Raw genomic sequence first — 12,813 nt, 5'->3', positions numbered from 1 at the left:
TCCGTGCCCGCACATGGCCGAATCAATTTTCGATCTTCACGAAATCGAGTTTCAGGAAACGGTCCATCATCGGCCCCTTCCATTCGTCCGGCACGGGGATGGTGCCCAGCGCCCAGCCGATGATGTCGGCATCCTGTTCGTCCATGAAGCGTTCGAACCAGGCGATTTCCTCGTCATTCCAGCTTGCATGATAGCGTTCGAAAAAGCCGCCGACCGTATAGTCCGCCTCACGCGTGCCGCGGTGCCAGGCGCGGAAGTGGAGGCGGCGCATCCCGGGATCATCGTTCACAATATGTTCCTTTTGCGGGCAGGGCTATGACCGATCAGGCGTTTGTATGGCCGTCCCGGCTGGAGTAGAGAAAGGCTCGATAGCCATGCGACCCGATATACTCAATCCGATCTTTGCCGAAATCGACGCGCTCAAGGGCGTGGGCAGCGCGCTCGCCCGGCCGCTGGAGCGGCTGGGCTTGCGGCGCGCGGTCGATGTCGCCTTCCATCTGCCGACCGGCATGGTCGAGCGGAAACTGACCGATAGTCTGGACATGGCCGACGCGGGGCGGATCATCGGCATCACCCTGACCGCGACCGATTACCGCGCCAGCGGCAGCGCGCGGGCGCCGTTCCGCGTTCATGCGGTGGATGGCCGTGGCAATGCCGTGTCGCTGGTCTATTTCGGGCGCAACAGCGGCTGGCCGCGCAAATTGCTGCCGCTGGGCGAGCCGCGGTTCGTGTCGGGCAAGCTGGAAAGCTATGGCGACGCGCTTCAGATGGTGCACCCCGACCATGTCGTGCCGCCAGAGGAGGCGGCGACGATTCCGGCGCGCGAAAGCATTTATGGGCTGTCGGACGGACTGACCAACAATCGCATGCGCGATCTGGCGGCGCAGGCGCTGGCCCGCGCGCCCGACTTGCCCGAATGGATCGAGCCCAGCCTGATGGCGCGCAAGGATTGGCCGGCATGGCGGGAGGCGCTGGCCCGCGCGCATGCCGACCCGGCCGATGCCATGGCGCGCGAGCGGCTGGCCTATGACGAGATTTTCGCTGGGCAACTGGCGCTGATGCTGGTGCGGCAGGCGGGGCGACGGCGGCGCGGCGTGCCGATTGCGGGCGACGGGCGGCTGCGGGCGATGCTGAAACTGCCCTTTGCCCCCACCGGCGCGCAACGGCGGGCGATGGGCGAGATTGAGGGCGACATGGCGCAGGCGACGCCGATGCTGCGTCTGCTTCAGGGCGATGTCGGGTCGGGCAAGACGCTGGTCGCGCTGATGGCGCTGCTCAATGCGGTGGAGGCGGGCGCGCAGGGGGCGATGCTGGCGCCGACCGAGATATTGGCGCGTCAGCATTATGAAACGCTGCGCAAAATGGCGTCGGGCCTGCCCGTCGAGATCGCCATCCTGACCGGGCGCGACAAGGGCAAGGCGCGCGAGGCGACGCTGATGGGGCTGGCCGATGGCGGCATCGACATATTGGTCGGCACTCACGCCATTTTTCAGGAGGCGGTGCGTTACCGCAAGCTGGGGCTGGCGGTGATTGACGAGCAGCATCGTTTCGGCGTGGCGCAGAGGATGATGCTGGCGGACAAGGCGGAACGCGCCCCGCATCTGCTGGTGATGACGGCGACGCCGATCCCGCGCACGCTGACCCTGACCTATTATGGCGAAATGGATGTGTCGCGGCTGGACGAGATGCCGCCAGGCCGCCAGCCGATCCAGACGCTGGTGATGGCGTCCACCCGGCTGGACGAAGTGGTTGACGCGCTTGCCCGCCATGTGTCGGCCGGGGGCCAAGCCTATTGGGTCTGCCCGCTGGTCGAGGAAAGCGAAACCAGCGATCAGGCGGCGGCCGAAGCGCGGGCGGAGGCGCTGAAAATGCGGTTCGGGGATCGTGTGGGCCTGGTCCATGGCCGGATGAAGGGGCCGGACAAGGACGCGGCGATGGCGGCCTTTGCCGCCAACCGGACGCAGATTTTGGTCGCGACCACAGTGATCGAGGTGGGCGTCGACGTGCCTAATGCTTCGCTCATCATCATTGAGGGGGCGGACCGTTTCGGGCTGGCGCAGCTCCACCAGTTGCGCGGGCGGGTGGGGCGCGGCGACAAGCCGTCCGTCTGCCTGCTGCTGCGCGGCAATGCTTTGGGGGAGACGGCGCGGGCGCGGCTGGCGCTGATGCGCGAGAGCAATGATGGGTTCCGCATCGCAGAGGAAGATCTGCGGCTGCGCGGCGCGGGCGAGATACTGGGCACGCGCCAGTCGGGCGAGGCCGAGCTGAGACTGGCGACGCCCGAGCATGTCTCCGCCCTGATCGACGCGGCGCGCGACGACGCCCGGCTGCTGATCGACCGTGACGGCGGTCTGGCCAGTCCGCGCGGGCAGGCGGCGCGGACATGCCTTTATCTGTTCGAAAAGGATGCGGCGGTCACGCTTTTGCGCGGAGGATAGGGCTGGCGCTTTGAAAATTGCTGCAAATGCGAAACCTTAAAGGCGTTGCGTCGTTCGCCTTTCATGGCTTCCCCTGATCTTAGTCTTTCGACCGTTTCGCCCGTCGCGGCCATCGCCATCGCGGCGGCGGTAGGCTTCGCATTCCTTCTCCATTGGCTTGCCTATGCCATCGGCATCAGGATCGTCCGCAAAATGGGCTGGGCGCCCGTAATTTTGCCCGCCATTTATCATCCGACGCGATGGCTGGTGGTTCTGCTGGCGCTCAGCGCCGGGATGCGCGGGCTGCGGCTCGGCGGTCGGGTGGAGGACATCTGGTCCATCGGATCGGCCATGGCGTTCGTGCTGTTGATGGGCTGGGCGGTGCTGGCGCTGCTGGGGGCGATGCGGACATTGGTCGAGCGCAACAGCGACATGAGCGTGGAGGATAATCTGCGCGCCCGGCGGCAACACACGCGCGTGCGCATCCTTTATCGGATTGCCCAGTTCGTCGTCGGCTTCATCGTCATTGCGCTGATGCTGATGACCATACCGGGCGTTCGGGCGGTGGGCGTCACGCTGATGGCGTCGGCCGGCATTGTCGGCCTGGCGGTCGGCGCGGCGGCGCAACCGGCGCTCAAGAACCTGATCGCCGGGGTCCAGATGGCCTTTTCCGAACCGATCCGGCTGGACGATGTCGTCATCGTCGAGGGGGAATGGGGGCGGATCGAGGACATCACCTTGACCTATGTCGTGGTGCGGATATGGGATGACCGGCGGATGGTGGTGCCGGTTTCCTATTTCCTCGAAAAGCCCTTCCAGAACTGGACGACGAAAACGTCAGACCTGCTGGGCACGATCTTCCTTTATGTCGATCCCACCGCAGATGTGGCGCGCATCCGCGCAAAATTCGTGGACGTCGCCAGCGCCAACCGCCGCTGGGACAGGCGCGTCGCCATCGTGCAGGTCACCGACCACCGCGCCGACGCCATGGAATTGCGCGGCCTGCTGAGCGCACGCAATGCGGGTGAGGCGTTCGACCTGCGCTGCGAAGTGCGCGAAGCGATGCTCGATTTCCTGCGGACGGAAATGCCCGAGGCGCTGGCCCGGTCACGCCAGCGCGTGGAGGGCGCGGTGGCGTTTACCAGGCCAGCCGACGCGCAGGCATCAGTTCCAGCATCGACGCATAGCGGCTGATCGCAATGGGCGTGCGATATTCCAGGCCAAAGCGGCCATTTTCGGCCCAGCGCACGTGCGCCTGAACATCGTGGACCAGCGGCAACCACACGGTCAGTTTTTCACCGACCAGCAGTTCCGCCTCGGATCGGCACATCAAGCCCAGCGGCGACACGTTGATGATGCGGATGCCGTGTGTGCGCCCGCGCGCCGTCACATGGCTGACCAGGTCGACCAGATCGCGCACCGCGCGCCGTTCGTCATGGGCGGGATCGCGGGATCGCATGACATGCGAGAGATTGGCGAACATTTGCGAGGACATGGGGCAAGGCTAGGCCGCGATCCATGGCCGCAATGCTACCGGGAAACGTAAACCGCGCCTTAACGACGAATATGGCTCAAGCGCCGATCAGGCCATGCTTCTTCGCGCCGAAGCTGACCTTGTCGCCCGCCTTCAGCGCGAAGTGCGGATCTTTCACGACATCGCCATTCACCCGGATCGCGCCCTCGTCCAGCTTGCGGCGGACTTCCTTGTTGGAGGTGGCAAAGCCGAGCGCGGTTGTCGCCTGGACAATGGTGAGGCCCTCCGCGCCAAGGCTGACGGTCGGCAGGTTGGCGTCCGAGGCGCCTTCCTCGAAAGTGCGGCGCGCGGTTTCGGCCGCGTTGGCGGCGGCGTCGGCGCCATGAGCCATGGTCGTGGCGGCGTCGGCCAGGATTTTCTTCGCCTCGTTGATCTCCGCGCCTTCCAGCGCCTCGAGCCGGGCGATCTCATCCAGCGGCAGGTCGGTGAAGAGCCGCATGAAGCGGCCGACATCGGCATCCTGCGTGTTGCGCCAGAATTGCCAATAATCATAGGGCGGCAGGGCGTCGGCGTTCAGCCAAACCGCGCCCTTCGCCGTCTTGCCCATCTTGCCGCCGTCCGCCGTGGTGATGAGCGGGGAGGTCAGGCCGAAAACCTGCGTGCCGTCCACCCGGCGCGACAATTCGATGCCGTTGACGATATTGCCCCACTGGTCCGATCCGCCCATTTGCAGGCGGCAGGCCGAACGGCGCGAGAGTTCCAGAAAATCATAGGCCTGGAGGATCATATAATTGAATTCGAGGAAGCTGAGCGACTGTTCGCGGTCGAGGCGCAGCTTCACCGAATCGAAGCTCAGCATTCGGTTGACCGAGAAATGCTGGCCGATGTCGCGGAGGAAGGGGATATATTCGAGGGCATCGAGCCAGTCGGCATTGTCGACCATGACAGCGTCGGTCGGGCCGTCGCCGAAGGTCAGGAAGCGTTCGAACACGCGTTTGATGCTGTTCACATTCTCGTTGATCTTGTCGACCGTCAGCAGCGAGCGGGCCTCGTCCCGCAGCGAAGGGTCGCCGATCTTGCCGGTGCCGCCGCCCATCAGCACGATGGGCTTGTGCCCCGCCTGCTGCATACGGCGCAGCATCATGATCTGCACCAGGCTGCCGACATGGAGCGAGGGCGCGGTCGGATCGAAACCGATATAGCCCGGCACGACCTGGCTGAGCGCGAGCGCGTCCAGCGCATCGCCATCGGTGACCTGGTGGATGTAGCCGCGCGTGTCGAGAAGACGCAGAAGATCGGAACGATAGTTGCTCATGGCGCGCGCCTGTAGCATCGGTCGTCTTCATCGTCACCCTGAACTTGTTTCAGGGTCCATCATGCCGTTACACTCGGGTCACGAAGCGCAGAGCCAGAGGCCAAATACATGCTGAAACAAGTTCAGCATCACGGGGATATATGACGTTCAATTCATCCATGCTTGCCATCGGCCTCATGTCCGGCACGTCGCGCGACGGGATCGACGCGGCGCTGATCGAAACCGACGGGCAGGGGGCGGTCCGCCCGGTCGCTTTTCACGCCATGGCTTATGCCGATGGCTTCCGCATGCGGCTGGCGGAAAGCTGTGCGCGGGCGATGGCCATGGACGCGCCGGGTTTCGAGCCGCTGATCGCGTCGGTCGAAAATGAACTGACAGAATTGCATGTGGAGGCCGTGGCGGACCTGCTGGGGCGTAGCGGCCATGTGGCGGAAGATGTGGGCGTCATCGGCTTTCATGGTCACACAGTCGCCCACCGGCCTGATCGCGGCTGGACATGGCAGATTGGCGATGCGCAAGCGCTGGCCGGGGCTTTCGGCATTCCCGTCGTTGGCGACCTGCGGTCGGCCGATGTCGCGGCGGGCGGGCAGGGCGCGCCATTGATGCCGGTCTATCACCGGGCGTTGGCGCATGACCTGCCCAAACCCATGGCCGTGCTCAATCTGGGCGGGGTCGCCAATATCACCGCCATTGGCGCTGACGGCGCTTTGGTCGCCTTCGACACGGGCATGGCGAGCGGCCTGATCGACAACTGGATGCACACCCATGCCGGCGCTTCCTTTGACGAGGGCGGGGCGATGGCGGCGCGCGGGCGGGTGGATGAGGACAGGCTGGCCACGATGCTGGCCGACCCCTGGTTTGCTGCGCCCCCGCCCAAGAGCATCGACCGGGAGGCCTTCACGATCGAAGCCATGCGGGGCTTGGAAACGGCGGATGGCGCGGCGACGCTGACCGCCTTCACCGCCGCCGCCGTTGCGCGCGGGATCGACCATCTGGCGGACCGGCCGACCTGTCTGTTCGTCGCGGGCGGCGGGCGTCATAACCGCACGATGATGGCCATGCTGCGCGCGCGATGCGGGTGCGACGTGCGCTCGGTCGATGAACTGGGGTGGGACGGCGATGCGCTGGAGGCGCAGGGCTTTGCCTATATGGCGGTGCGCAGCCTGATGGGTTTGCCGATCAGCTTTCCCGGCACCACCGGCGCGCCGCGCGAGATGACCGGGGGCGTGCTGTTCCGGCCATGACCCGATATGATCGGCGGCACTGGTTCCTGGCGGTCAGCCTGTCGATGCTGGCGGGTTATGTCGACGTGATCGGCTTCATCCGGCTGGGCGGGCTGTTCGTGTCCTTCATGAGCGGCAATTCGACGCGATTTGCCGTCGGTGTGGCGGAAGGGACCGATGTCGCCATGCGCGCGGGCGCGATCATCGCGCTGTTCGTGTTCGGCGCGGCGATGGGCGCGGTGGTGGCGCGGATGGCAGGGCAGAGGCGCAAGCCCGCCGTTCTGGCGGCGGTGTCGGCCCTGCTCACGCTAGGCGCGGCCCTGCCGAACCTATCGATCCCGGCGATGGTGCTGGCCATGGGGGTCGTGAACGCGGTGTTCCTGCAAGCGGGCGAAGTCAGCGTCGGCGTAACCTATATGACAGGCGCGCTGGTCAAGCTGGGGCAGGGGATCGGCAATGCCATCACGGGCGGCAATCGCACCGGCTGGCTGCCCCATGCGATGTTATGGCTGGGGCTGATGACGGGGGCGTTGCTGGGCGCCTATTGCCATGCCGGGCTGATGTTCGATGCGTTGTGGCTGCCCGCGCTTTGGTCGTTGTTTCTGACTCTGTTCGCGGGCCTGTTCCTGCCCAGACCGTCCGATTGACCTAGCGCTTGCGGGTCAATTCCCGCATCGCGCTGTCCAGCCCATCAATCGTCATCGGATACATGCGATCATTGACGAGTTGCTGGATCATTCGCGTTGATTGACTGTAACCCCAGTAGGCCTCGTTTGTCGGGTTGAGCCACACGGTCGCCGGATAGGTGTTGGTCACGCGCTGGAGCCAGACCGCGCCAGCCTCCGGATTCATATGCTCGACCGAACCGCCCGGATGGCTGATCTCATAAGGGCTCATCGCCGCGTCGCCGACGAAGATCACCTTGTAATCATGGCCATATTTGTGGAGGATATCCCATGTCGGGGTGCGCTCTGAAAAGCGGCGGCGATTATCCTTCCACACCCCTTCATACAGGCAGTTGTGGAAGTAGAAGAATTCCAGATTCTTGAACTCGCCGGTCGCCGCCGAAAACAGCTCTTCGCACAGTTTGACGAACGGGTCCATCGAGCCGCCCACATCCAGGAACAGCAGCAATTTGACCGCATTATGCCGTTCCGGCCGCATGCGGATATCGAGCCAGCCCTGACGCGCCGTGCCCCGGATCGTTTCGTCCAGATCCAGCTCGTCCGCCGATCCTTCGCGCGCGAAACGGCGCAGGCGGCGGAGCGCGACCTTGATATTGCGCGTGCCCAGCTCCCTGCTGTTGTCGAGATTGCGAAATTCGCGTTGCTCCCACACCTTGATCGCGCGCTTGTGACGGCTTTCCCCGCCGATGCGGACGCCTTCGGGATTATAGCCGCCATGGCCGAAGGGCGACGTGCCGCCGGTGCCGATCCATTTATTGCCGCCCTGATGGCGCCCCTGCTGTTCCTCAAGCCGCTTTTTCAGCGTCTCCATGATCTCTTCCCAGGAGCCGAGCGACTTGATCTTCTCCATCTCTTCGGGGGACAGGAATTTTTCCGCCACCAGCCGCAGCCATTCTTCGGGAATTTCCGCCTGATCGACGCCGCCATCGCCCAGAACGCCGCGAAACACGCGGGCGAACACCTGATCGAACCGATCGATCAGCCCTTCATCCTTCACATAGATGGCGCGCGCGAGATAATAAAATTGCTCCGGCTGGCGCTCGATCACGTCGCGATCCAGCGCCTCCAGCAACAACAAATGCTCCTTGATGCTGGCGGGTATGCCCGCAGCGCGGAGCGCATCGAGGAACTGAAGCATCATGGCGATGCCCTTGTCGGTCACCATCCGCGCCTTTGCAAGGGATGAGATATGTTCGCATTTGCAAAAATTTAAGTGTTGCGCTGCATGGTTAACGCGACACTATGCATGATGATCGAACCGGGGCGCTCAATTGGCTGAACAATCAGATTTTCTGGCCGAAATGGGCGAGCGTTCGGGCGACATCGCATTGCAGTGCAGCGAGGCCGCCGGTTATCTGAGCGAGCTTAATCGCCGGATCGGCGCGGATTGCGTCCAACTTGCCGCATTGCAGGATACGATGGAGCGATTGGCCGCCAACCAGTCCGAAAGCGTGGCGGCGGCGCATGAATTGCGCGCCACCGCGCGCCGTGCCGATGACATGCTGGCGCAGGGCCATGAAGGGGCGACCCTGTCTCTGTCCGAAGTGTCCGGCCTCATTGAGCATGTGACCAGCCTGGAGGGCGACCTGCGCCGGTTTCTGGAGATTATCGGCACGGTCGGCAGCATTTCCGAAGAGCTGGGCGCCATTGCGCGCCAGACGCGCCTGCTGGGCGTGAACGCTTCCATCGAAGCCGCGCGCGGGGGCGAGGCGACCATGGGTTTCGCCGTGGTCGCCGACGAAATCCGTCGGTTGGCTGGCCAGGCGGGCGAGTCGGCCGCTTCGGTTGGCGAAAAGCTGAGCCAGTTGGACCGCGACGCCCGCCGCCTGATCGGCGGGGTGGAAAGCAATATTGCGCGTGGTCGCGGCGTCAACGCTCATCTCGATCATCTGCGCGGCACGATGGCTGACATGGCGGCGCTGGTCGGCCAGTTCGGCGATCGTTCGCAGGCCATCGTCGCTTGCACCGACGCCGCCGATGCGGATGTGACCACGCTTAGCGCCGGGCTGGAGCAGTTCGGTCAATCGTCACGGGTCAACGCCAGCGGCGTCGACGGCGCGCGGCGGCAGTTGGAGGGGCTGGAGAGCCTGGCCAACGATATGCTGAACGCGACGGCCCATGGCGGCGGGCGAACGCGCAACAGCCGTTATATCGCCCTGGCGGAAGAGGGGGCGGACGAGGTGCAACAATTGGTCCAGCAGGCGCTGGACCGAGGACTGTTGTCGATGGAGGCTCTGTTCGACCGGCGTTATGCGCCCGTCGCGGGCACCGATCCTGTGCAATATCACAATGGCTTTGTCGGCTTTGCCGACACGATGCTGCGCCCGATCCTTGACCGCCGCACCGGTGAGGACAAGGCGATCATTGGTTGCTGCCTGATCGACCAGAACGGCTTCCTGCCAACCCATATCAGCCGCCGCAGCCAGCCTCAGCGCCCCGGCGACCATCGCTGGAATCTGGAAAACGCCCGCAATCGTCAGATTTTCATGGACAGCCAGACCCGCCGTGCGCTGGATCAGGATGGTGATTTCTTCCTCTTCACCTATCGGCAGGATCTGGGCGAAGGCCGCTATCGCGCGCTGCGCAGCGTGTTCGTGCCGCTTGCCTGGGGCGGTCGGCGCTGGGGGCTGTATGAGGTGGGCTATCTGATTTGATCGGGGCGGCGGACGCCATGAATCAGAGCCACCAGCACGAACGAGATAATCATCAGCAAATACCACGACCCCAGCTTTGCAATGCTGACCATCCGCCAACCGTCGCGCTGATCAGGATAGGTCCAGGCGTTGGCGAACGTTCCTATATTCTCCGCAAACCAGATGAACATGGCAACCAGCGCCAGGCCAAGCAGAAGCGGCATTCGTCGGGGTTGCCGCCATGGCGTAAACCAGATCCCGGTGCGTCCGAACAGCAGCACGGCCGTACCGAACAGAAACAGCCGAATGTCGGGTAGCCAGTGATGGGCAAAGAAATTCACATAAATGGCGCAAGCAAGGATGGCCGTCGCCCAAGCCGATGGATAACGGGTAAATTTGAAATCGAAGATGCGCCAGATGCGTGCAATATAGCTGCCTACCGCAGCGTACATAAATCCGGAAAAGAGCGGCACCGCGCCGATGTGGAGCACGCTGGCTTCAGGATATATCCAGGAACCGGCATAGGTTTTGAACAACTCCATGATCGTTCCGATGACATGGAAGGCGCCAATGACAATGGCTTCGCGCGGCGTTTCCAACCGGAACGCCAGCATGGCCGCCTGAATGGCCAAAGCGGCACAGGTCAAAAAATCATAGCGGTGCCATGGAGCATCGGCGGGATAGAAAAAATGGGTGCCCAGCAAAAGCGCCAGCATCAATCCACCGAACAGGCAGGCCCAAGCCTGTTTGAAACCGAAGAGCAGAAATTCATAGGTCCAAGCCGTCGGCCCAGGGGACAGTCGCACCTGTTCCAGTCCGTCGCGGATGCGCGCGAATCGTGTTGCACCCTGCGGCATTCTCATTGCATCTGGCTATGCGGACCCGGGGAGGAAAGGAAGGCGCCAGATCGCCGTTATGGCGTGTGCGTCAACGATCCCGCATCGCCGCCACGTCCACACTCACACCGCCAGAGGCCGCATAGGCCGTGGTGGAACGGGCGCGGGCGATGGCGGGGTCGCTGCCATCGATGATAGCGGCGATGCGGTTGGCGTCGGGCACTTCGTCATAATGGCCGTAAAGGTCGGTCTGGCCCAGCGAATGGATGGCGAGCTGGTATCCCTTGCCGTTCGCCGCCGGTTCGAAGGCGAGGGTGGCGCCCGTGTCGTCCATCGGCACGATGGTCGCGCCGCCCTTGACGCCGACTTGCTGGATCATCGCCAGCGGCCCTTCGGCCGTGGCGATGGTTGCGCGCACGCACAGGGCGCCCTGACCGTCGCGGGGCAGCACGCCGCCGATCCTGTTTGGGGCCGTCATCGGGCAAGCATCGATCTTCGCAGGCGCAGCGACATGAAGGGTTGCCGGATCATCGAAGCGCATTTCGGCCAGCATGGCGTCCAGCCCGGCCAGCACTTCCCCACGCCGTTCGCCGGGGCCGGTGACGCGCAGCTTGACCAGCCAGCGGCCGGCATGAACGAAGGCGGCGGCGGTCGTCAGCGCGCCATCGGCGGCGTCGTCATAAACCGCGCGAATGGCGGTGCCCCTGCGCCCGCCCGCATCGGCGCTGGCATAGGCGGTGCGGCGGGTTTTGGGGCCAAAGCGGTCCATCACCGCCTTGTCGGTCATGTAAGCCGCCAGCGATGCGTCGGCATAGGCGGGCAGATAGACATAAAGCGTCGCCTGAATTGCGCCGTCCTCGGAGAGATATTGGGCGTAATTGTCGATGCCACGGCCGCCATGGGAGGCTTCGCCGCTTTTGGACAGGGAGAGGCCGGCGACAGTCTGGGGCAGGACAATGCCCGCCGCCGTCGCCTTCAACGCGGTTTCGGTGGGCGTCCATGCCTCGACATCATCCACGGCCTGCGCCGCGATCGGCGCGAAAAGGGCGAGGGCCGCGGGAAGCAGCGACCAGAGGGAATAAGGGCGGGCATGACGGGACACGGGCATCCTCCTCCAGGATCAGACCGTCTTTTCGCGGACTTGAACTGAGCGATTAGGATGGCCGTATATTCCGCGTTGCGCAAGCGGGATTTTTGCGTGCGCGAAGGTTTGGCGCTTGAATCCTCCCTGGGGGAGCCGCGACATTATGCGTCGGGCCGGTCAATTCGCGGGCGGCGGGGGCGAGCGGAAGAAGATGGCGGCATCTGCGATCCGCTGTCCGGGCAGAGGGCATGATGCTGGCGCCTGGCGCAGGGCGCGTTTACCCCTTGCGCCTGCTCATGAAGGCCAGACGCTCGAACATCATCACGTCCTGCTCGTTTTTCAGCAGTGCGCCATGCAGCGGCGGGATCGCCTTGCCGCTGTCCGCCGATTGCAGCACGTCCAGCGGCATGTCTTCGGCCAGCAGCAGTTTCAGCCAGTCGAGCAACTCGCTGGTGCTGGGCTTCTTCTTCAGGCCGGGCACTTCGCGAATATCGTAAAAGATGTCGAGTGCGCGCTTGACCAGGATTTTCTGAATGCCGGGGAAATGCACATCGACGATCTGTTGCATCGTGTCACGGTCCGGGAACCTGATATAGTGGAAGAAGCAGCGGCGCAAAAAGGCGTCGGGCAGTTCCTTTTCATTGTTCGACGTGATGATGACGACCGGGCGTTCCTTCGCCGCGATCGTCTCGCCCGTTTCATAGACGTGGAACGCCATGCGATCGAGTTCCTGCAACAGGTCGTTGGGAAATTCGATGTCGGCCTTGTCGATCTCGTCGATCAGAAGGACGGGCAGGGTCGGGGCGGTGAACGCCTCCCACAACTTGCCCTTACGGATGTAATTGCCGATGTCGTGGACCCGCTCGTCGCCCAATTGCCCGTCGCGCAGGCGGGCGACCGCGTCATATTCATACAGGCCCTGATGCGCCTTCGTCGTCGACTTGACGTTCCATTCGATCAGGGGGGCGCCCAGCGCGTCGGCGATTTCCTGCGCCAGCACCGTCTTGCCGGTGCCCGGCTCGCCCTTCACCAGCAGCGGGCGGCGAAGCAGTACGGCGGCGTTCACGGCCACTTTCAGGTCATCGGTCGCAACATAGCCCGCTGTGCCTTCAAAACGCATGATCGCCCTTTCCTGAACCGCTGAT

Annotated in this window: 12 protein-coding genes; 5 read left to right on the top strand and 7 right to left on the bottom strand. The window is 64.0% G+C overall.

Translation table 11 applies throughout. The annotated features are described in order from the left end of the window. Positions 1 to 22: 22 nt before the first annotated feature. Positions 23 to 289, bottom strand: coding sequence for a succinate dehydrogenase assembly factor 2 (locus GGR44_RS03225; RefSeq protein ID WP_183953972.1), 267 nt, complete (start codon positions 287 to 289; stop codon positions 23 to 25). A gap of 85 nt (positions 290 to 374) precedes the next feature. On the opposite strand from GGR44_RS03225, the gene recG reads away from it, so the two are divergent. Then, positions 375 to 2,438: an ATP-dependent DNA helicase RecG gene (gene recG / locus GGR44_RS03220; protein WP_183953971.1), complete on the top strand. Its 2,064-nt coding sequence runs from the start codon at positions 375 to 377 to the stop codon at positions 2,436 to 2,438. Between the two features lie 63 nt (positions 2,439 to 2,501). Further along, positions 2,502 to 3,611 (top strand): mechanosensitive ion channel family protein, encoded by a 1,110-nt coding sequence (locus tag GGR44_RS03215; protein WP_183953970.1) that lies wholly within the window; start codon positions 2,502 to 2,504, stop codon positions 3,609 to 3,611. On the opposite strand, the gene GGR44_RS03210 is transcribed toward GGR44_RS03215, so the two are convergent. Both GGR44_RS03210 and tyrS read right to left on the bottom strand, forming a co-directional pair. Next, the gene (locus tag GGR44_RS03210; protein ID WP_183953969.1) at positions 3,556 to 3,912 is read right to left on the bottom strand and encodes a PilZ domain-containing protein; all 357 of its coding nucleotides are present in this window, start codon (positions 3,910 to 3,912) and stop codon (positions 3,556 to 3,558) included. The two genes, GGR44_RS03215 and GGR44_RS03210, sit on opposite strands and share 56 nt — an antisense overlap. A 76-nt stretch (positions 3,913 to 3,988) precedes the next feature. Beyond that, positions 3,989 to 5,206 carry a tyrosine--tRNA ligase gene (gene tyrS / locus GGR44_RS03205; RefSeq protein ID WP_183953968.1) on the bottom strand — a complete coding sequence of 406 codons (1,218 nt, stop codon included), beginning with the start codon at positions 5,204 to 5,206 and terminating at the stop codon, positions 3,989 to 3,991. Between the two features lie 158 nt (positions 5,207 to 5,364). Here tyrS and GGR44_RS03200 point away from each other — a divergent pair, with 158 nt between their 5' ends. Both GGR44_RS03200 and GGR44_RS03195 read left to right on the top strand, forming a co-directional pair. Next, positions 5,365 to 6,450, top strand: coding sequence for an anhydro-N-acetylmuramic acid kinase (locus GGR44_RS03200; protein ID WP_183954233.1), 1,086 nt, complete (start codon positions 5,365 to 5,367; stop codon positions 6,448 to 6,450). Beyond that, entirely contained in the window at positions 6,447 to 7,076 is a 630-nt protein-coding gene (locus GGR44_RS03195; RefSeq protein WP_183953967.1) for a YoaK family protein, read from the top strand. The genes GGR44_RS03200 and GGR44_RS03195 overlap by 4 nt, the downstream gene beginning before the upstream one ends. A gap of 1 nt (position 7,077) precedes the next feature. Here GGR44_RS03195 and GGR44_RS03190 read toward each other — a convergent pair whose 3' ends face one another. Further along, entirely contained in the window at positions 7,078 to 8,256 is a 1,179-nt protein-coding gene (locus GGR44_RS03190; protein WP_183954232.1) for a vWA domain-containing protein, read from the bottom strand. A gap of 160 nt (positions 8,257 to 8,416) precedes the next feature. Between GGR44_RS03190 and GGR44_RS03185 the strand changes: the two genes are divergently transcribed. Further along, positions 8,417 to 9,769: a methyl-accepting chemotaxis protein gene (locus tag GGR44_RS03185; RefSeq protein WP_183954231.1), complete on the top strand. Its 1,353-nt coding sequence runs from the start codon at positions 8,417 to 8,419 to the stop codon at positions 9,767 to 9,769. Here the strand turns inward: GGR44_RS03185 and GGR44_RS03180 are convergent. The 3 genes from GGR44_RS03180 to GGR44_RS03170 all read right to left on the bottom strand — a co-directional run bounded on the left by GGR44_RS03180 (position 9,757) and on the right by GGR44_RS03170 (position 12,788). Further along, a complete protein-coding gene (locus tag GGR44_RS03180) occupies positions 9,757 to 10,611 on the bottom strand; it encodes a DUF817 domain-containing protein (RefSeq protein WP_183953966.1) in 855 nt (284 codons plus the stop codon). The two genes, GGR44_RS03185 and GGR44_RS03180, sit on opposite strands and share 13 nt — an antisense overlap. Positions 10,612 to 10,675: 64 nt before the next feature. Then, positions 10,676 to 11,686 carry a hypothetical protein gene (locus tag GGR44_RS03175; RefSeq protein ID WP_343052286.1) on the bottom strand — a complete coding sequence of 337 codons (1,011 nt, stop codon included), beginning with the start codon at positions 11,684 to 11,686 and terminating at the stop codon, positions 10,676 to 10,678. A 259-nt stretch (positions 11,687 to 11,945) separates the two neighbouring features. Further along, positions 11,946 to 12,788 (bottom strand): AAA family ATPase, encoded by an 843-nt coding sequence (locus tag GGR44_RS03170; RefSeq protein WP_183953964.1) that lies wholly within the window; start codon positions 12,786 to 12,788, stop codon positions 11,946 to 11,948. Positions 12,789 to 12,813 lie beyond the last annotated feature (25 nt).

Origin of the sequence: Sphingobium fontiphilum (assembly GCF_014196635.1) — a bacterium.
Classification (GTDB): domain Bacteria; phylum Pseudomonadota; class Alphaproteobacteria; order Sphingomonadales; family Sphingomonadaceae; genus Sphingobium; species Sphingobium fontiphilum.
The sequence above is the reverse complement of the archived record's forward strand: the minus strand, read 5'-3'. Positions and strand labels throughout refer to the sequence as shown.